The 20,969-nt window shown below is 37.1% G+C and carries 14 protein-coding genes; all 14 read left to right on the top strand.

The window, feature by feature from the left end; translation table 11 throughout:
- Nucleotide 1 precedes the first annotated feature (1 nt).
- The 14 genes from HBB17_RS04505 to HBB17_RS04440 all read left to right on the top strand — a co-directional run bounded on the left by HBB17_RS04505 (nt 2) and on the right by HBB17_RS04440 (nt 20,909).
- Entirely contained in the window at nt 2-2,521 is a 2,520-nt protein-coding gene (locus HBB17_RS04505) for an ABC transporter permease (protein ID WP_167956115.1), read from the top strand.
- 13 nt (nt 2,522-2,534) lie between these two features.
- Complete coding sequence (locus tag HBB17_RS04500) at nt 2,535-4,649, top strand: serine hydrolase domain-containing protein (RefSeq protein ID WP_167956113.1); 2,115 nt, start codon at nt 2,535-2,537, stop codon at nt 4,647-4,649.
- 91 nt (nt 4,650-4,740) lie between these two features.
- On the top strand, nt 4,741-5,487 hold the full coding sequence (locus HBB17_RS04495) for a response regulator transcription factor (RefSeq protein WP_167956112.1): 747 nt from the start codon (nt 4,741-4,743) through the stop codon (nt 5,485-5,487).
- 1 nt (nt 5,488) lies between these two features.
- Nucleotides 5,489-6,742 carry a sensor histidine kinase gene (locus tag HBB17_RS04490; protein ID WP_167956110.1) on the top strand — a complete coding sequence of 418 codons (1,254 nt, stop codon included), beginning with the start codon at nt 5,489-5,491 and terminating at the stop codon, nt 6,740-6,742.
- Between the two features lie 158 nt (nt 6,743-6,900).
- Nucleotides 6,901-8,382, top strand: coding sequence for a methyl-accepting chemotaxis protein (locus HBB17_RS04485; RefSeq protein ID WP_167956108.1), 1,482 nt, complete (start codon nt 6,901-6,903; stop codon nt 8,380-8,382).
- 185 nt (nt 8,383-8,567) lie between these two features.
- Nucleotides 8,568-9,872: an HAD hydrolase family protein gene (locus tag HBB17_RS04480; protein ID WP_167956106.1), complete on the top strand. Its 1,305-nt coding sequence runs from the start codon at nt 8,568-8,570 to the stop codon at nt 9,870-9,872.
- Nucleotides 9,873-10,366: 494 nt separating this feature from the next.
- Nucleotides 10,367-11,908 (top strand): ATP-binding cassette domain-containing protein, encoded by a 1,542-nt coding sequence (locus HBB17_RS04475; RefSeq protein ID WP_167956104.1) that lies wholly within the window; start codon nt 10,367-10,369, stop codon nt 11,906-11,908.
- Nucleotides 11,909-12,085: 177 nt separating this feature from the next.
- Nucleotides 12,086-12,973 (top strand): GNAT family N-acetyltransferase, encoded by an 888-nt coding sequence (locus HBB17_RS04470; RefSeq protein WP_167956103.1) that lies wholly within the window; start codon nt 12,086-12,088, stop codon nt 12,971-12,973.
- Between the two features lie 395 nt (nt 12,974-13,368).
- Nucleotides 13,369-14,763: a magnesium transporter gene (gene mgtE, locus HBB17_RS04465; RefSeq protein WP_167956101.1), complete on the top strand. Its 1,395-nt coding sequence runs from the start codon at nt 13,369-13,371 to the stop codon at nt 14,761-14,763.
- Between the two features lie 409 nt (nt 14,764-15,172).
- Entirely contained in the window at nt 15,173-16,021 is an 849-nt protein-coding gene (locus HBB17_RS04460; RefSeq protein ID WP_167956099.1) for a hypothetical protein, read from the top strand.
- Between the two features lie 3 nt (nt 16,022-16,024).
- The gene (locus HBB17_RS04455; RefSeq protein WP_167956097.1) at nt 16,025-17,182 is read left to right on the top strand and encodes an MFS transporter; all 1,158 of its coding nucleotides are present in this window, start codon (nt 16,025-16,027) and stop codon (nt 17,180-17,182) included.
- Between the two features lie 18 nt (nt 17,183-17,200).
- On the top strand, nt 17,201-17,533 hold the full coding sequence (locus HBB17_RS04450; RefSeq protein WP_167956095.1) for a hypothetical protein: 333 nt from the start codon (nt 17,201-17,203) through the stop codon (nt 17,531-17,533).
- A 197-nt stretch (nt 17,534-17,730) separates the two neighbouring features.
- Nucleotides 17,731-18,543: a MerR family transcriptional regulator gene (locus HBB17_RS04445; RefSeq protein WP_167956093.1), complete on the top strand. Its 813-nt coding sequence runs from the start codon at nt 17,731-17,733 to the stop codon at nt 18,541-18,543.
- 122 nt (nt 18,544-18,665) lie between these two features.
- Complete coding sequence (locus HBB17_RS04440; protein ID WP_167956245.1) at nt 18,666-20,909, top strand: ATP-binding cassette domain-containing protein; 2,244 nt, start codon at nt 18,666-18,668, stop codon at nt 20,907-20,909.
- Nucleotides 20,910-20,969 lie beyond the last annotated feature (60 nt).

The raw sequence follows: 20,969 nt of genomic DNA, 5'->3' as shown, positions 1-20,969 counted from the left end.
AATGAAACGGTTAAAAATGAAGTGGAGTGAAAAAAAACGTAGCTTTCGAATTGCCTGCTTGAATATGAAACGAAGAAAAGGAGCGACCATTTCGTTAGGAATTATGATTTCCATCGTGGTAATGTTTCTACTAGTAGGAACAAAGATTATGTTAGACATTAATTCAAACTTTGACAGACAAGCAGAGGAAATCCATAGCGCACATGATAGCATCATAATGATGAAAAAGTCCTATCAAGAATCCTTTACAACATATTTACAAGAGGATACGAGGATAGAGGAATTTGAAGTGAAAGATGTTGTTATGCTAGGGGATGCGCATATTACATATGATGGGGGCTTATTGTCCACCTATTTCCTTTTTGAAAACTTGGAAGAACAGGGAAAGATGAACCAAGTGAAAATTGAGGAGAAATGTATCGTATCACCAGAAGAAGCCATCTACCTACCTATGGTGATGAAGACGAAAGGATTTAAGGCAGGAGAAACCATTACCTTTGAAAATGATGTTTGGTCCAAAACCTATACCATCGCAGGATTTTTCCGCTCTACGAACTTTGGTATAGAGAATTCAGGTGGGTTACGGTTTTATTTGAATAAGGAAGGGTATAAAAAACTATATCTGGAAAAAGGGTTAAGTACAGAAGTATTGATTCGCTGTAAGGATACGAAAGATACCACACCTGTATATAATGAATTTCAAACATTTATTAAGGAACATATGCAGAATATGAATGAATATAATGCAGTCTGGGGCTGCGAGTATTACCTTATGAAAACGGCGTATACCTTTATGGGACTGATGGGAGCAGCGGTGATCATGGGATTTGCATTTATTATCGCCATCATTACGTTGTTAGTAATTCGGTTTCAAATTCATAATAATATTGATCATAGTATCCAAAAGATTGGTATTTTAGGTGCACTGGGATACCAGAGTAGAGAAATCGTTTCTGTTTTCTCTTTGGAATATTTCGTTACAGGTGTTGTTGGAGCGATAATTGGGATTGGCTTATCCTATATCGTAACACCAGCATTTGGATCTGCATTGATGAATTCCAATGGTCTTCGTTGGAGTAGTAACATGGCAATTGGAATGGATCTTCTTATTTCCGTTGGTATTTTGTTTATCGTTGGAATGATTACAAGACTTTCTGCAGGAAGAGCCAAACAGTATTCACCACAAGTTGCATTAACGCAGGGAATGAAGAATCATAGTTTTCGAAAGAATCATTTTCCATTGGATAAGAAGGGAAGTCTTACTTTCCATCTGGCAGGAAAAGAATGGTTTCAACTGAAAAAGCAAAACATTATGGTTGTTCTATGTATTGCTGGTGTGACCTTTGCCACGGTATTTGCATGCCTTTTGTATACTTCTTTTGTATCAGATATATGGTTACTCAAGAAGATGCTAGGAATGGAATTAGCGGATATTCAAGTTAAGGTGGAAAACCAAGTCGATCCATATGAAGTTCAAAAAGAAATCGCAGCAATGGATGGAGTGCGCAAGACGAATATCGGTGGAGTAGCAAGCGCATATGTAGACCAGATAGCAGTAACGGTAAATACCTATGAAAATTATGATATCCTTGAGACAGAAAATGTATATGAAGGTCGGTTTTGTGAATATGATAATGAGGTTGTGATTACTGGGGTAATGGCAAAACAATTACATAAATCAATAGGGGATGTCGTCTCCGTCTCAATTCAGGGTATAACCTATGAATATATCATTACAGGGATTACACAAGCAATGAGTGATTCTGGACGAGTCATTAAGCTAACAAAAGAGGGATTTAAGAAACTCGTACCAGGTGCGGAACTTCAAGAATGTTATATCTATCTAGAAAAAGGAGTATCAAGAAAAGAATTCATACAAGAACTGAAAGAGTACTTTGGATTAAAGAAAGAGAAAAAGACAGAGCAATATGAAAGATACAAAGAAATCGCCGAAGAGAAAATTCGTACCATGATGGCAATATATGGAGTTACCGAGTTGGATTATAGTATCTGTGTGGATGGACAGATTATATCAGGAAACTCCAGATCTTATAAGATTCATGAAGTGATCGATGTGTATGAGACAGGACAATCTGTTATGAGTTCGATACAATCCATGCTTCGTATCGTAACCCTAGCAATTGTTTTTGTTACAGGTGGAATTATACTTTTATTACTTACCATGATCATTCGTATGCTTCTATTGCGTAAGAGAAAGCAGTATGGAATCTTACGTTCAATGGGATATACAACGAAGGAATTAATGATTCAGATCGCTGCATCGCTTCTTCCTTCTGTAATAATAGGAGTTATCACGGGAACGATCTTCTGTTGCTTCTTAGCAGGACCAATTACAACGAAGATTTTATCAGCAGCAGGAATTAGCAATATGCAATTCGCTGTTTCCCCATTTAAGATTATTCTTGTTGGAGTTTTCATCGTTTTATTTGCATTTATCATAGCAATGTTACAGGCAAGGAAAGTAAGAAAACTTTCCGCTTATGAGTTATTGACAGAATAGAGGAGGGAAAAGAATGAGAAGAAAAGCACAGATTGGTGTGATCGTGGGGGCACTAGGGCTGCTATGCACGTCAGCACCCATTCATGGAATGCACATTCATAACAACCAACGAGATTTCATGCAACAGGATATTATGCAACAGGACACAATGCAACAAGATGCAACACAACAAGAAATAGCACAACAAGATACAACGCAACAGAATAAAACAGAACAGGACGCGATAAGAAACAAGAACAGACAATACAACATAGGTTCCGTTAGTAAAATTATAACAACAACGGCGATCATGCAACTGGTGGAGCAGAAGAAGATGGATTTGGACGAACCAATTACTACCTATCTCCCCGATTTTACTATGGCAGATGAACGATATACGAAGATCACAACAAGAATGTTGCTCAATCATACGTCAGGATTGATGGGAAGTCACTTTAAGAATGTAATGCTATTCGAGGAAGCAGATTCAGAGGGACGTGATTCGTTACTAAGCGCACTAAAGGAAGAACGTCTGAAAGCAGAACCAGGAACATTTGCAATTTATTGTAATGACGGTTTTAGTTTGGCAGAACGGATTGTGGAACGAATCTCAGGGATGTCTTTTTCGGAATATATAGAACGCTATATATTTGAACCATTGGATATGCAGGATTCTAGTACACCAGAGTTAGATGCAAAAAATCCAGAACGAGTAAGTCTTGAAAAAGCAGGATGTTACTTTGATAAAAATTATCAGATGCCATATGAGTATTGTAATGCCATTGGTAGTGGTGGCATTCTCTCTAGCACGGAAGATTTATGTAAATACGCACAAATCTTTTTCAAAAATAACGATGGCAATGTATTAGGAAAAGAAGCAGTGGATGCAATGCTAACCAATGAATATGCAAAAACCACATATCTTAACTTAGAAGGGGAAAGCAGTTCTGAGTTTGGATTGGGATTTGATTCCGTTCGTCAATATCCATTTGATCAATATGGGATACAGGTGGTAAGTAAAAGTGGAAGTGTGAATTTCCATCAGGCAAACTTGACAATTGCACCAGAATATAATTGTTCGGTAGCAATTCTAAGCTCTGGCGGAAAAGGACAGCTTGATTATCTGATCAGTAATGCCATTCTAGAAGCCATCTTGCAGGACAAAGGTGTTATGCCAGAAACAGTGCGTACGGATACGGAATACAAGCAGGAATATGAAAAGGCCAATATACCAGATAAAATCAAAACATATGCAGGTATCTATGGAGGTGCTTCTTGGTATGCAATTACTTTTCCTTCTGACCAGGAGATGGAAATTGCCTCCATTGATGAGGATTCGCAAGTAACCGCAACATTTTATTATACAAAGGACGGGTATTTTGTAAATGAAGACGGGTATTATATGGGAGTACATGCGTTAACGATGCAATCAGGGCAGAACGTAAGTGCTAAAGCATACTTTAAAGAAGAAAGCGACGGGAATGTCTATCTTTGCAGCCAATGCCAAATGGAGATGGAAGGATTGGGTGTCGCAAGAGAAAAGGAGTGTTCTCTTAAGAGGCAGCAAAGTATACCACTGGATGAGAAAATAAAAACAGCTTGGGAAAAAAGAATGGGAAAAGGATACTATCCAGTATATGAGAAGTACAATTCCACATCGTGGACCAATACGGCCTATGAAGAATTGCAATTTTGTAGTCGATTGGATGGGTATGTGAAAGGAAAGAAGCAGGTGGAGATATCGAAGATCCTTGATGCTACCCATGCACAGGATGCAGGGATGAATCGAGATATGAAAGATATTCAATTTGTAACAAAAGAAGGAATCGAATATATGACCGTTGGTAATTCTGCTTACTATTACATACCACAAGAGGAATTGAAGGAATATACAGGGGAAGATCTTTCATGGAAAGCAAAGGAAAGCAATACGGTACAATGGTACTCCATTGGAGAGGACGCAGTAGGAAAGCAGAAATATATTGTAGTCGATGGTAAAGGAGCTCTCTATCTGTACAATCGATACCATAATCTGCAGTATACCACTTTTATGAAAAATGGAGGAAACACAGTGGTCATACCGGAGGGAGGAACAATGGTATTGGTTGGGGAACAAGGAGCAACGATACAGTTACAAACGAAAGAATAAAAGAATCGTTACGCGAAACTGTTATCATTTTGCATTTTAAAAAGAATACTGGTATGATAAAGAAAAAGCAAAAATTGTCGAGGTGAGGGGAATGCACTATAGATGTTTGGTAGTAGATGATGAGTTAGATATTTCTCAAAATACCAGTGAATATTTTAATATGTTTGATCTGAAAACAGCTTATGTAACAGGATATGAGGAAGCACTCTTGTTTTTGAAAGAGAATACGGTTGATCTGATCTTACTTGACATTAACCTCGGTGCGGGGTCTGGATTTGAGTTGTGTAAACGAATTCGAGAGACGATGGACATACCAATCTTTTTCCTGAGTGCTCGGACTAGCGATGATGACGTATTGACTGCGCTTAATATCGGTGGAGATGATTACATTAAAAAACCATATTCCTTAAATATCCTATTGGCAAAGGTGAAAGCGATGTTAAAGCGTTATGATGGCTCATCAGCCAAGGTAGATGTGGGGGAAGAGAAGAAGATACAGGCGGGGCAAAGCCAAAGACCAAAGAGAGTACATGGTCTAGAACAGATTGATGATCGACTGTCCATTGATCATAACTATCATCAGATCCAAGTGAATGGAGAAATGAAGAAATTAAAAGAAATGGAATATCAACTGTTATCCTATCTTATTGCGCACAAAAACCAAGTGATTCCAAAGAATGAGTTATTTGATAAAGTGTGGAATAACATGTACTTACAGGAAGGAACTTTATCTGTACATATACGGCACTTAAGAGAAAAAATTGAGCCCAAACCCAATGAACCAAACTATATAAAGACGGTCTGGGGAATTGGTTATGTATTTGAGACGGAGCGTTAAGATGAGGAAGAGGACAATTATTTTATTTTTATTTCTTTATCTATTATTGGGAGTTTTTTTCAGTTTTTATTCCAATCAAAAGAAACATGTAGCAGATGTGGATATTACACAAGTGAATAAAATAACAAAAGAAGTGGAGAAGCACCTTGACAATCTACAAGAATTACCGAGCGGATTTGTTGATTATGCATTTACAGTAAGTGATGCCAAACATAAGATTCTATATCAGAATGGTTCTTATGCGGAAGCAACCAAAGAAGAAGCAATTCGTCATCATAATACCTATACCCAGGTGGGAGACAAATTAATCTGTATGGAAACAAATAATGGAGATCTGATGAAAGCATATCGGAATCGTCTACAAGTTGTATTCCTTGTAGCGTACCTAGTCATTGGTATGGTTTTAGCAGGAGGTATATGGTATGTGAACAGGCAGTATTTTAAACCATTTATAAAAATGGAAGAGTTTGCCCGTCAGGTATCCAATGGAAATCTGGATTATCCACTTAATATGGATAAAAAAAATCTGTTTGGTGCATTTACAGAAAGTTTTGATCGTATGCGCGATGAACTGAAATTAGCGAAAGAAACCGAATATAAAGCAAATGCCAGCAAGCAGGAGTTAGTGGCTTCCCTTAGTCATGACATTAAGACACCGGTTACTTCAATTAAAGTAATAACAGAAGTCCTTCTAGTAAAAGAGCAGGATGAAAAGATGAAAGAGAAACTAGAGAATATATACGGGAATGCAGATAAGATTGATGCTCTTGTATCAAATCTTTTTGAATCTACATTGAAGGATTTGGGGGAACTCCAAGTTGTTGTTACGGATGCGAATAGTAAAACAATCTTGTCTATGATCGAACATGCAGATTATCGCAACCTAGTAACGGTGAGTGGAACGACCCATTGTCTGGTACAGATGGATCCCCTTCGTATGGAGCAGGTTATTACGAATATTATTGTGAATTCCTATAAATATGCAGATACAAGAATTGAAGTTACCATTGAAGAAAGAAGAGAAGAGCTACGCCTTCGGTTCAAGGATTTTGGACATGGGGTGGAGGAAGGAGAACTTCCATTAATCTTTCAGAAATTCTACCGTAGTAAAAATCCTACAATACGACAACAGAAAGGTACTGGTCTTGGCTTGTATATCTGCCATTATTGTATGGAGCAAATGGGAGGGCATATTGATGCGTATAAGGAAGAAGATGGATTTGTAATAGAAGTCGGTATTCTCTATAGTGAATGACCTCGTGGCCTTCGCGATGTAGGTATTACTTTGCAGTTCTCAAAAATTGTTAACATTTATAATTGACACGAAAATTAATGCGAAAAAAAAGATATAATGGTATAATAAATAGAGTAATAGGCTGTATATAAACATTAGATAAGAATGGAGAGGTTTGTATGGAGGAAAAATTATCTTTTTTTGAAGCAAATGATTTACGTATGTGCAAACGATTGTCAAAAATTCTATTATGGATGACATTCGTATTTCCTATTTTGTTCCTTATGTCTTTTCTTAAAATATGGTCCACCAGCTATCTAAGTCTATTGATTATCTCTATTATGGGTACCATATGTACGGTAACACCTACTGTATTATTGAAATTCAATAATCATATACCAATTGGCGTAATGAAGTATGTAATTATCGTTGCAATAGCTGGTTGTGTTAGCATTATGGGTGCCTTTGAAACAGTAGGAATCTACATGACATATACGTTAGCATTGGCATGTAGCTGTATGTTTTTTGATAAAAAATTTACTAGAAATATCTGTATAATAGCGTATTTTCCATTAATGTTATCGATTTTCATCCGATTAAATTGTAATATATCTGAAGCGGTGGGACGAATGCTTGGATTTACGTTAGAACATGTGGTTATGTGTAGCGTGTTTATTTCACTTGCAGGTGTTACGAGAAATTTGATGAAGGATTTACATAATACCGAAAAGGTAAAGGAAGTTGTGGAGAATTGTGAAAATGCATCGATGAAATTAGTTCATGTTGTTGAAAAGCTATCCAATGCCATGGATGATACGGTTGGTGCGAATAAGCAGATTGTGGAAGCAGTAAACCAAACCTTACAAGATTGCAATTCGAGTTTAGAACAGGTGGATTCCACAAAAGAAAGTATTGAGCAGATGCAAAGTGTTGCAGATACCATGTCCAGTGAGACGGATGATATGATCATGATTTCCGATAAGACCTATGAAGAAACCAAGGCATATGTAGCGTTCATGGAGGATGCAGTTGCCAGTATGGAAGAGATTGAAACCACAGCAAATTCAACCAATTCTGCTATTAATAATCTTGATAAACGTATTGCAGAGATTTCTGAATTTGCAGAAACGATCACCAATATTACAGGACAGACCAATCTGTTGGCACTGAATGCTTCCATTGAAGCAGCAAGAGCTGGGGAGAATGGGAAAGGTTTTGCAGTAGTAGCAGATCAAGTACGTGTTCTTGCAGATGAATCAAAGAATGCTAGTGGTAATATTGCGGGAATCATTAACAATATCCTAGAAGAGATCCGTTTGGTTCGAGAATCCGTAGAACAAAATTGTAAGTCCGTTACGGAAGGAATCGATAAGATTGATGCAGCACGCTCTCGAGCAGAGAAGTTAGGAGAATTACAGGAAGATACCCGTAAGAAAACAGAAAAACTATTAGAATGTAGTACGAGCAATAAATCACATACCGAAAATATTGTGAATATGACCAACCAAATGAGAGAACTGGTACATAGTTCAGTAGAACAAACGAACTCCATATTAGAAGCAACAAAGACACAGAACATGGCAACAGAGGCAATGGGAGACACATTCCATCAAGTAGAAGAGATATCGAAAGATTTGTTAGCACTTAGTACGAATGTGTAGCTTTGATAGGTACATCATTACTGGAACAGGTATTGGAGCGTATATTGAAAAAGATGGAAACTCTTGAAAAAGTCTGAATACATTTTTATAATAAAAAACAGGCATGAAAATGCATGGTATTCAGTGACATTGGATTCGTAGATATAAGATCGCTACGAATTTGAAAGCGAAAGAGGTTTCTGTAAATGAAAGTTGGAAAGAAATATGAGATTCCACCAGTTGGGTTGCGAATCATAAAATCTGCAGTTGCCATTGCCCTATGCTATGTGGTATCTTCCTTGCGAGGAGGAAGTGGAATTGTCTTTTACTCACAGTTAGCGGCATTATGGTGTATGCAATTATATGTAAAGAATAGTGTAAGTAAAGCAAAACAAAGGACGATTGGAACCATAATCGGTGCTTTATATGGATTAGTTGTAATCCTTGTTGGAAAGCAGTTGCATATATCGCCAATCGAACACCAGATTATCTATGATATTAGCATTGCTTTTATGATTATTGTAGTTATCTATACAACAGTTTTAATTAATCGGAAGGAAGCTTCCTACTTTTCCTGCGTTGTATTCTTAAGTATTGTAGTGAATCATATAGCAGACCAAAATCCATATCTTTTTGTGTGGAATCGATTCTTAGATACGATGATCGGTATTCTTATAGCCTTACTTGTTAATAGTTTTCATCTGCCAAAACAGAAGAATCGGGATATCCTATTCCTATCGGGTCTTGATGATACATTATTGAATAAAAAGGATAACATGTCCGCGTATAGTCGATTTGAACTAAACCGCATTCTAGATGATGGGGCGAATTTTACAATAGCGACAAAGAGAACACCTGCTTCTATGTTGGAACCAATGCGAGATATTCGGTTGAACCTCCCAGTTATTGCAATGGATGGAGCCGTTTTATATGATATCAAGCAAAAACAATACAAGAAGAAATATGTGATCTCCTATCAGAAAGCGAAGGAAATGCTGGATCTAATCAAAGAACAGGGGATACATTGTTTTACCAATGTGATCATTGATGATATGTTAGTCATCTACTATGAGGAGATGGAAGATGAGGTACAAAACCAATTGGTACAGGAAATGCGCCGATCTCCGTTTCGTAATTATGTAAAGCGTCCTCTTCCTGAACAGGAAGAAGTGGTTTATATTATGATCTTAGATAAGATGCAGCGAGTAGAAGAATTCTATCAGATCTTACAGGAAATGGGGTATACAGAACGTTTCAAAGTCCTTCTATACGAATCAGATGATTATCCAGGGTATGGGTATATTAAGATCTATAATAAAAATGCAAGTAAGAAAAATATGTTAGATTACTTAAAAAAAGAGATTGGTATTGAAAAGGTCGTAACATTTGGAACTATACCGAATCAATATAATGTATTGATTGAACCAGGAGATATGAACCGCGTAGTACGTGTGGTTAAAAAAATGTATGAACCACTCAAATGGCTACCTAAAAAAAGTAGAATTGGTTAGATAAGTTCGTCAGATAAATACATCAGATAAATACATCAGATAAATACATCAGATCAGATAGATTCGACTTTACAATTATGGCATAATCTGCTATTATAAATTCAAACTTTTCACATAAAGATGTAAAAAGTTGAACGCAAAACTGTTGTAATACCGAATCGTATTATATAAAAAAGTAAAAGAGGGATAAGATGAATAACTAATTAATAATTCGTAAAAACAGAACATGATTACAAGACCTGCCGAGAGCAAGTTTTTTTCTGTTACCGATTTATTGATTAGTCATTCCCTCTTCAAATAGAAGTGTACGCTATATTGCAAGTATGTATAGAGATCTCTATAAAATGAAGAAGCATGGATGAATCTGTTTTTCGGTAATCGGAAAGCAGATTTTTTCTATTATAGGAAAGTCCTTCGACTTTCCTATAATAGAAATCCTCCGGGGGATGCGCTAGTTCTAGGGCTTTTTCGGTAAAAAGAATGGAGATGATTTTATGTTACAAATTAAAAATGTAACCATTACACATAAAAAAGATTTACGAACAATCTTGTCTGATTTTTCCGTGGTTCTCAATGATGGAGATAAGGCAGCTATCATTGGAGAAGAGGGGAACGGAAAGTCTACTTTAATGAAAGTGATTTACAATCCAGAACTTGTAGATTCTTATGTGGATTACTCAGGTGAATTTATTACCAATGGTGGAATTCTAGGGTATTTGGCACAGGAAATGAGTGAGGAAGATTTAGAAAAGACAATCTATACGTACTGTGTGGAGGAAGATGCATTTTCCATGCTAACACCAAAAGAATTGACCCATATTGGTAGACAAGTGGGATTTCCCTTGGATCGATTTTATTCAGAACAAGAGATTAAAACCTTATCTGGTGGGGAAAAGGTGAAATTACAACTTGCTCGTTTACTGATGAAACAGCCAGATGTTATTTTACTGGATGAACCGTCGAATGATTTGGATATAGAAACGTTGGAGTGGTTGGAAACCTTTATCAATCAATGCCAAAAACCAATCTTATATATATCACATGATGAAACATTGTTAGAGAATACCGCCAATATGATTATTCATATGGAGCAAGTGAAGAGAAAGACGGTACCAAAGCATACCGTTATAAAGATGGGATATCAGCAGTATTTAGAAACAAGAATACAAGGGTTGGCACGCCAGGAGCAGGTCGCGAGAAAACAGAGAAGCGACTATAACAAGCAAATGGAGCGGTATCTACAGATTCAACAGAAAGTAGAACATCAGCAGAATACCATAACAAGGCAAGACCCACATGGTGGACAGGTTCTTAAAAAAAAGATGCATGCAGTGAAATCCATGGGAAGAAGATTTGAACGAGAAAAGGAAGATTTTCTTGAAATACCAGATACAGAAGATGCAATGTTCATTAAGTTTGCAAATCAAACCGCCATACCTAACGGTAAAGTGATCTTAGATTATAGGCTGGATGTATTGCAACAGCAGGAACGGGTACTTGCTCGCGATATTGTGCTTCATGTGGAAGGACCAAAGAAGATTGGAATCATCGGAAAAAATGGATGTGGGAAGACAACATTAATGAAAGAAGTCAGTAAACAGATGCTTGAACGAAAGGACATAAAAGTTGCATATATGCCACAAAATTACTTGGATCTGCTAGACAAAGAACAAACGCCAGTGGAATTCTTAACTAGAGTAGGAGATAAAGAGGAAAATGTTCGAATCTGTACGTATCTGGGAAGTATGAAGTACACATCAGAGGAGATGTATCATAAGATTGAAGAATTATCCGGTGGGCAGAAGGCGAAATTAATCTTATTAAAGATGAGCATGGAGGGATATAATGTGCTCTTATTGGATGAACCAACCCGTAATTTCTCTCCATTATCGAATCCGGTAATACGAGAAACTTTAAAGAATTATAGTGGGGCAATCATCAGTATATCCCATGATCGAAAATATTTACAGGAAGTCTGTGATACAATCTATGAATTAACACAAGATGGATTAAAGCAAATCTATGATATCCTATGATTGGTTTGGGAGCATTTGTTTATTTGCTCAAATCATTCAAGTGGGTAATTTAAGCATATAAAAAAAGGAAAGGAGAGTATGGCGCTTTGTTGTTCACCAACTGCGGATAAAGCAGAGCAAGTATGATCATGGAATTAAGTGGTGGACAACAATTGAGTAGCTATACGAGGTAATTGTATGAAACAATATGAATACAAAACAGCCTATGCAGAGCAAGAAAAATTACGAGAGGAACTGAATCGACTTACACGAGAAACATTTTGTTTTGACTTCAAAGAATGGTATAAGAATGGGTATTGGAAGAAGGATTATTATATTCCCCATTCCTTATTTGATGGAGATAAGATTGTTGCCAATGTTTCCGCAAACCGAATGGACTTTATCATAGATGGACAACTGAAACATTACATACAATTGGGTACAGTAATGACGGCAAAAGAATATCGTCACCTTGGGCTAGGACGTCAACTGATGGAGAAAGTAATTGATACATATCGTGGAATTTGTGATGGAATCTATCTCTTTGGAAATGATACGGTACTTAATTATTATCCAAAGTATGGATTTAAAGTAAGCAAGCAGTATAGTTATAAGAAAACATTTGCGAAAAGCGAACAGACAAAAAAACAGGGATTGCCTGGGGATCTTGTTCTAGTAGAAGCAGGGAACGAACAAGAGAGAAAACGATTCTTTACCTATGTTCGAGAAGCGGTACCGAATGATGCAATGGCTATGATCAATGAGGGATTAATGGGCTTTTACTACCATGATCTGGAGGGAGTATACTATAGTAAGACACTGGATGCTTATCTACTAGCAAGCATGGAAGAAGATAAGCTATATCTGCAGGGAATCCTTGCAAAGCATGTGGTGGATCAGGAGGCTTTGTTTGCAATGCTTTCAACGGTGTATACAGAGATTCATCTGGGTTTTGTTCCATTACAAAAAGAGGGATTTGAGATCAATGATTTCAAAGAGGAAGATAGTACCTTATTTATTATGGGAGAGGATTTGGATAGAATTGAAAAAGACCATCTAATATTTACAATATATTCCCATGCATAAAATCTGAAATAATATCCATGTTAAGAATAGAAGAAATCATGCTTTGGGGTTAGAAATATAACTATAATTGTGATATAATAGTTCACGTTAATAAATGTTTGAGGATGCTAAAGTCTTCTGTTTCCCGTAGGTGTGAAACATAAGATTTTTGATCCGTATCTCATAAAAATTGATATGCGAATAATTAAAAGGAAGGTGATTACATGGGCAGTGACGGTCGAAGTCATAGGCGGAGTATATTAGAAAATAGTGAGATGTTCGATCGACAAAAGCACTGTTGATGGATCATCTACGTTCTGTATGCTCCCGAGTACGATTACGACAGACAAAGGTGCCTTATTACGTAAAAATGGCGATTGTCTATAGGACTACAAAAGGAAAAGGAGAGAGCTAGAATGCGTAATGAAACAGGGAATAATGAAGTTTTGCAAGAACTGATTGCGATTATTACTAGCAAAGCAGCAGATCAAGAAATTAGAGAAAAGTTAGACGATTATCATGAAAATGATATTGCGGAGGCATTAGAAAATTTAGAAGAACCAGAACGAAAACGATTATATCGGATACTTGGAGTAGAAAAAGTATCGGAAATCTTTACCTATCTTGATGATGTGGGAATGTATCTGGAAGAGTTGGATGTACAAAAGGCAGCGGATATCATTGAAAACATGGATGCAGATGATGCTGTTGATGCATTGGAGGAAGTGGATTCGTCCATTCGGGAACAATTAATCCAGTTCATGACCAAGGAAGCCAAAGATGACATTGAATTGATTCAATCTTACGATGAAGATGAAATCGGTAGCCAGATGACAACGAACTACATTGAGATTGACCGCTCCTTAACAATACGACAGGCAATGAAATTACTTATTGAACAAGCGGAAGATAATGATAATATTTCAACGATTTATGTAAAAGATGAAAAGGAAAAATTCTACGGTGCCATTGATCTAAAGGATTTAATATGTGCCAGAGATTATGTAGAATTGGAATCCTTGATTAGTACGTCATTCCCATTTGTTCGTGCCCACGAAAAAATCAACGACTGTATCGAACGATTAAAAGATTATGCAGAGGATTCCATTCCTGTTCTGGATGATACAGATACCTTAATCGGTGTTATTACATCACAGAATATCGTAGAAGTAGTTGATGATGAGATGGGGGATGATTATGCTAAGTTAGCCGGTTTGACAGCGGAAGAGGATTTGAACGAAACCTTATTACAAAGTATGAAGAAGAGACTACCTTGGTTGTTTGCTTTGCTCATACTAGGGATGGTGGTATCCTCAGTAGTAGGTATGTTTGAAAAAGTTGTTTCACAGATCGCTTTGATCGTTTGTTTCCAATCCCTTATCTTAGATATGGCAGGGAATGTTGGAACACAATCACTTGCCGTAACCATTCGTGTTTTGATGGATGAGCAATTAACCGCAAAGGACAAGATGAAATTGGTTTGGAAAGAGATTCGAATCGGATTTTCCAATGGATTGTTACTTGGTGTGTTATCCTTTCTATTTATCGGACTTTACATTATGATATTAAAAGGAAAATCAGCTGTATATGCATTTTCTATTTCCGCATGTGTTGCGGTTGCATTGATTGTTGCAATGACAATATCAAGTTTTGTAGGAACAACCATTCCAATGTTTTTCCATAAGATCAAAGTCGATCCAGCAGTTGCATCTGGACCATTGATTACTACGGTTAATGACTTAGTTGCAGTTGTTACGTATTATGGAGTTGCATGGATCCTGTTAATTCAAGTTTTGAATCTGGTCGGCTAGGTAATATACCTTTTGTCGTGCCAATCATAACATCGTAAAAAGAAAGATACTAGACATAAAATAGTTACCAGTATCATCAAATAGAAGAATCGACCTCACTATGTAAGCAGTCATTAAGAATGTAGACATAGTGAGGTTTTTTCATCCTAATTCACATGTAGAATGCAACTAAGCAAATAGCATGGTTAGCATCTGATTCGTAAAATTGAGATATCTTCTAACAGTATGAAAGGAAAAAGGTCAACACTGACATATGAATGGAGAAGTGGAACCAGATCATGAATTCAGTCGTCTATATAATAGAGTTCGTAGAAAAGACTTACCTTGTATTGTTGGAAGGCTTTTGCAATACTTGATTTGGTAGAATATGACGAACGAAATTGCATTTAAGAAGAAGGAGCGATTAGGAATGAAAAAAAGAATGGGTAGTGTGTTATTATTACTAGGATTGCTTTTGATCACAATATTCAATGAAAATAAGAGGATAAAGGCAGACGTAATATGGGAACCAGAGGACGATTTTTATCGCGAACATACAGATGAGTGTACATATGTAAATCGAAGCTACACCTCTAATGGGGAAAAAGGATATATTATCGTGTATCGTTCTCCAATTCAGAATAAGAAGATTGACGCCTTAATCAATGGAAGTACATTGCATGTATCGTTTTCTTATGATAAGGACGGAGAAATCTGGGGTGTGATTAATTATGATAAAAAGGGAGACGATACGGTTGAACCTGCTTACGCGGGTGGAACAACAGGCTGGGTTCGCCTAGAAGAACTGAACGTGGTATATGATGAAATATCCTTTCGGGAAGATCATACAGGTCAGATTCAATCCTATAGCGGAGATTTTGATACATATGAGATAAAGGAACAGATCTATATCTGGACCTATCCTGGATCCGGTGAAGCTCTCAATAAAATTGATAAAACTACTTGGGATAACAAAGAAAATGCACCTAATCTATCGGAATGTTATACAGATGAGGACGGTAGAGAATGGGGATATGTTGGATATTATTATGGAATGGGTGGCTGGATCTGTATAAGTGATCCGGAGAATGAGAAACTGCCGATTAAACAACATGCCAAGGAAGAAGAATTTACACCTGTTGAGCCACCAAAGGATATTCTAAAAAGTCAAGAACAAGAGGAACGTTTGGAGGAGGGAATCCTCATTGGAATTGTAGCAGGAGTTGTAATCATAACAGCACTTTTATTACTTCGCTTAAGAAAAAAAACAGAGGTGTAAGAGATGAAGAAAAGGCAGCAAGTTATTATATATTCTGCATTGCATTTTGTGGTGGATTTTACTTGTGCACTCTTGTTGCTCTGTTGTGTGGGGAAAAGTAGTGATTGGAAAGTAGCATTTTTACTCTATAATTTCTGTGCCTTTGCCATGCAGATGCCAATAGGAGTTCTTGCAGACGGAAAAGGTGGAAAAACACAATTTGCGGCATTAGGCTGTATTCTTGTCCCTCTAGCGTATGTATTCCGAAGGGAACCAATTCTCTTGGGAATCATTGCAGGTTTAGGAAATGGTTTTTTCCATGTGGGAGCAGGTGTATCTGTAATTGCTATGAGTAGGGAGAAAGCCAGTGCACTTGGAATCTTTGTATCACCGGGAGCATTTGGCATCTATTTTGGTGCACTACTTGGGAATAAGGGTAGTATCCCAATGGTTCCTGTATTAGCAATCGTAAGTATGATGGGGGTGGGATTAGCCATACTTGTAAGACAGTGGAACAAGGATATAATTCGTGAAGAAACTAGGAAGGAGAACTGCACCAAGGGAGTTAGTGAAAAAAGTAGGAAGGAGTACTGCATCAAGGAGAACGGAATCAATCAGATAGGATTACTCTGTGTTTTATTAGTGGGCATATTTGTGGTTGTCGTGCTTCGTTCGTATGCAGGCATGCATTTTGACTTCCCGTGGAAGAGACAGGGAGGGCAATTGACAGGAATGGCACATGTTAGTATGGTGGTATTCGGAAAGATGGCAGGAGGAATACTTATGGATTGGCTTGGGGTAAGGAAATCTGTTATTTCTTCCCTTGGTCTTGCCTGTATATGCTTTCCTTTATCGAATATCCCTATATTCGGGTATCTGGGTGTCTTCCTTTTTAATATGTCAATGCCCATTACGTTATGGTTTTGTGCCCAAATCCTTTGGAGCAAAAAAGGTTTTGCCTTTGGTTTCCTTACCTTTGGATTGTTTATTGGTTTTTTGCCTAGTTATCTGGGAATAACCATTGGCCCAGAAGGACGAGTTGCCTATTTTATATGGACATTCCTTTCATTAGGAATACTACTTTTAGCCACTAAATTTTATACGAATGGGTGTGGTAAGCAAGGGGAGAGGAACGAAAAAGTAGTGAGGAACCAAAAAGCGGAGATGAGCAGCAAGTGGTAGGAGAGGAGTGTTAGTAATATGTCATTATATAAGATTCTTATATATTCACTCTTTCTTACAATCGTAATTGAAATAACATATACGGTTCTCCTTGGCTATCGAAAGAAACGAACATTGCTTTTGGTGACGTTGGTTAATTTACTGACCAATCCAGTTGTGGTACTAAGTTATTATCTTCTTATGCGTCATACAAATTGGAATGGGACTTGTGTTAAAATTCCTTTGGAGATTATGGCAATTTATATAGAAGGAGAACTTTATAAACAGTGTCATAGTTCGATTAAACATCCCTATATATTTGCAATTGGAGCAAATGGATTCTCCTTTTTAATAGGGTGTTTCCTTCGTTAGATACCATCATATTAAATCGTTACAACTAGATCTATAAGGAAAGGTAGAATGTAATTGAGATAAGTAATTGATGAGAAACAATAAGTGATTTAATAAATAAATGTAAAAAACATATTGACTCTCCCCTAACGGGAGACTATAAGATATCTTATAGTTACTTTTCAACGATCATTAAGTTTGACAGAAGAGGAGTTTATATGTACCGAATTGGAGAATTTTCAAAGATGTGTCGAGTTTCCATTAAGACACTACGTTATTATGATGAGATTAATCTATTAAAACCAGAGTGGATTGATCAGGAAACAAATTATCGTTTCTATACGACTGATCAATTGGTAAGGATTCATCAGATCCAGTCTTATCGACAAGTAGGAATGTCCATTGATGAGATTCAATTGATCTTCTTAGGTCGTAAGGAAGAAGAAATCCTAAAGAAAAGACAGCAAGAGATACAAGAAGAATTAGAAGTATTACAAGCACAATTAGCTAGGATAACATTTATCAAGGAAGAACGAGATCAAGAAGTGTATATGAATTACCATGCTGTGGTAAAAGAAGTACCAGAATATATAATCTATTCAGCCGTCATGCAGTTAAACGATCATAAAGAGTATTTTGATAGAATTCCTGCATTAGGAGAAAAGGTTGCTACATTGAACCCTGATATTAAGTGTGTAACTCCAGAGTATTGTTTTATACGAAATCTCGACCGAGAATATAGGGACAAAGATATTCACATCGAATATTGTGAAGCAGTGGACCGTTTTGGAGTTGCACCGGAAGGCGTGGAATTCAAAAAGATTCCATCGGTTACAGTAGTATCCGTTATGCATCGTGGTCGCTATGAGGATTTTGGTTTGGCATATGCATATGCTTTTAATTGGATTGAAAAGAATTCGTATATTGTAGCAGAGGAACCAAGAGAATCGTACATTGATGGAATTTGGAACAAGGAAGACGAGAAGGAATGGCTTACCGAAATACAGATTCCTGTTATAAAAAAAGAGTAGGAGATCATCTTATTGATGGAAACAACGTTACCGTTAACATTGAATTTTACGAAAAGAAGAAATTTTATCAGATGATGGAGCTTGCATAATTGTCTGATAGAAGAAAGGGTATGGTGAATAAGATGGATGAAATCATTATTAAGGGGTTAACACAAAACAATCTAAAGCATTTATCGTTTCGATTACCGAAGAAAAAAATAATCGTCTTCACTGGTGTATCGGGATCGGGAAAATCAAGTATTGTATTTGATACCATAGCAGCGGAATCACAGCGACAGATCAATGAAACGTATACAGCATTTGTACGTGGAAGATTACCAAAGTACGAGAAGCCACAGGTAGAATTAATTGAGAATTTAACGGCTTCCGTTATTGTAGATCAGTCACAATTAGGCGGCAATATACGTTCCACAGTAGGTACAATATCGGATTTATATGCTACATTACGGTTACTATTCTCTAGAATCGGACAACCCTATGCGGGAACCGCATCGTATTTTTCTTTTAATGATCCCAATGGTATGTGTAAGGAATGTGCAGGAATTGGTAAAGTAACAAAAGTAAATGTTATGTCAATCTTAGATAAGAAAAAATCTTGGAATGAGGGACCACTTGCTGATTCTATGTTCAAGCCAGGAAGCTGGTATTGGCAGCAGTATACCGATTCTGGACTGTTTGATGTTGATAAAAAACTTGAGGATTATACAGAAGAGGAATTCAATCTGATTTGGTATGGTTCAAGAAAAGGGCGTGATGGGGAACGGGAGAATCCTAAAGTAGAGGGATTACAAAATCAATATGAACGATTATATCTTAAAAGAGATATTAGTTCGATGAGTTCAAATACACAAAAAAAATCGGCAAACCTATTAGAAGAAAAGGAATGTCCAGTATGTAAAGGTAAGCGCTTAAACCAGGATACTTTAAACTGCAAGATTCTTGGTTATTCTATTACAGATCTCTGTGATATGGAGTTCCAAGAGTTAAGAGAGGTTTTATTGCAGATTACAGATCCTAGAGCAACAACGATGGTAACTGCTTTAGTTGCTTCTTTGGATCGCATGATTGATATTGGATTATCCTATCTGCATATGAATCGAGAATCGTCTACACTTTCTGGTGGAGAAGCCCAGAGATTAAAGCTGGTTCGTTATATGGGAAGTGCCTTATCGGATATGACGTATATCTTTGATGAACCTAGTACGGGGTTACATCCAAGAGATGTTCATCGAATGAATGAATTACTGATTCGTCTTCGTGATAAGGGAAATACGGTATTAGTTGTAGAGCATGATGAAGATGTGATCAAAATAGCGGATATGGTAGTAGATGTTGGTCCATATGCGGGAAAACAAGGGGGAGAGATTGTATTCCAGGGAAGTTATTCCGATCTTCTTTGTTCCGACACGCTTACAGGAAAGTACTTAACGAAACCAGTAGTTCTACGAGAGAATGTTCGTAAAGCAAAAGAGTTCTTACCAATCCGAAACGCAAACCTTCATAACTTAAAAAATGTGGACGTAGACATTCCTCTTCACATTCTGACAGTAATAACAGGAGTTGCAGGTTCTGGAAAAAGTACATTGATTTCAGATGTTTTTGCGAAACAGTATGAGAATGATGTAATTACGGTAAATCAAAGTCCGATTACTGCCAGTAGCCGTTCTATGCCAGCAACATATCTTGGTTTCTTTGATGAGATTCGTAAATTGTTTGCAGTAGAAAACCAGGTAGAACCAAGTGTATTCAGCTTCAATTCCAAAGGAGCATGTCCGGTATGTCAAGGGAAAGGTGTGGTTATAACAGAGCTTGTCTTTATGGACCCTGTTGTGACACAGTGCGAGGCATGCAACGGCAGTCGATACAGTGAAGAAGCACTTTCGTATACCTATCAGGGAAAGAATATCATGGAAGTTCTGCAATTAACAGTAGAAGAAGCAATTACTTTCTTTGCTGGCTCCAAGATTGTCAAGATCTTACGCGCAATGAAGGAAGTGGGCTTGGCTTATATGACGTTAGGTCAGCCACTAAGTACATTATCAGGCGGAGAATTACAACGAATCAAGCTTGCAAAGTATCTTGATAAAAAGGGGAACATCTATATCTTAGATGAACCTACAACAGGACTTCATGTATCCGATGTACAAAAACTTATGGATTTATTCCATCGTATGGTAGAACGAGGTAATACGGTATTGATCATTGAACATAATGTTTCTGTCATGCGTCAGGCTGACTGGATCATTGATGTGGGACCAGAAGGTGGAAAAAATGGAGGTCAAGTTGTATTCCAGGGAACACCAAAAGAAATGGTTGAAAAGGGAGACACGATTACAGCAGAATATATCCGAAAAATGGCAGAATAGTAGTATTTCATGTTTTTATTCTATTAGCAGTTTCTTACATGATTATGATAAAATGATGGT

The organism is Anaerosporobacter faecicola (assembly GCF_012070565.1).
In the GTDB taxonomy this organism is placed as follows: Bacteria; Bacillota; Clostridia; order Lachnospirales; family Lachnospiraceae; genus Anaerosporobacter; species Anaerosporobacter faecicola.
The sequence above is the reverse complement of the archived record's forward strand: the minus strand, read 5'-3'. Positions and strand labels throughout refer to the sequence as shown.

Bases quoted from the DNA above. Each gene is read 5' to 3' on its own strand.
- HBB17_RS04495 (WP_167956112.1), top strand. From the start codon at position 4,741: ATGCACTATAGATGTTTGGTAGTAGATGATGAGTTAGATATTTCTCAA.
- HBB17_RS04490 (WP_167956110.1), top strand. From the start codon at position 5,489: ATGAGGAAGAGGACAATTATTTTATTTTTATTTCTTTATCTATTATTG.
- HBB17_RS04470 (WP_167956103.1), top strand. From the start codon at position 12,086: ATGAAACAATATGAATACAAAACAGCCTATGCAGAGCAAGAAAAATTA.
- HBB17_RS04460 (WP_167956099.1), top strand. From the start codon at position 15,173: ATGAAAAAAAGAATGGGTAGTGTGTTATTATTACTAGGATTGCTTTTG.
- HBB17_RS04455 (WP_167956097.1), top strand. From the start codon at position 16,025: ATGAAGAAAAGGCAGCAAGTTATTATATATTCTGCATTGCATTTTGTG.
- HBB17_RS04475 (WP_167956104.1), top strand. From the start codon at position 10,367: ATGTTACAAATTAAAAATGTAACCATTACACATAAAAAAGATTTACGA.
- HBB17_RS04485 (WP_167956108.1), top strand. From the start codon at position 6,901: ATGGAGGAAAAATTATCTTTTTTTGAAGCAAATGATTTACGTATGTGC.
- HBB17_RS04505 (WP_167956115.1), top strand. From the start codon at position 2: ATGAAACGGTTAAAAATGAAGTGGAGTGAAAAAAAACGTAGCTTTCGA.
- HBB17_RS04445 (WP_167956093.1), top strand. From the start codon at position 17,731: ATGTACCGAATTGGAGAATTTTCAAAGATGTGTCGAGTTTCCATTAAG.
- HBB17_RS04500 (WP_167956113.1), top strand. From the start codon at position 2,535: ATGAGAAGAAAAGCACAGATTGGTGTGATCGTGGGGGCACTAGGGCTG.
- HBB17_RS04440 (WP_167956245.1), top strand. From the start codon at position 18,666: ATGGATGAAATCATTATTAAGGGGTTAACACAAAACAATCTAAAGCAT.
- mgtE (WP_167956101.1), top strand. From the start codon at position 13,369: ATGCGTAATGAAACAGGGAATAATGAAGTTTTGCAAGAACTGATTGCG.
- HBB17_RS04480 (WP_167956106.1), top strand. From the start codon at position 8,568: ATGAAAGTTGGAAAGAAATATGAGATTCCACCAGTTGGGTTGCGAATC.
- HBB17_RS04450 (WP_167956095.1), top strand. From the start codon at position 17,201: ATGTCATTATATAAGATTCTTATATATTCACTCTTTCTTACAATCGTA.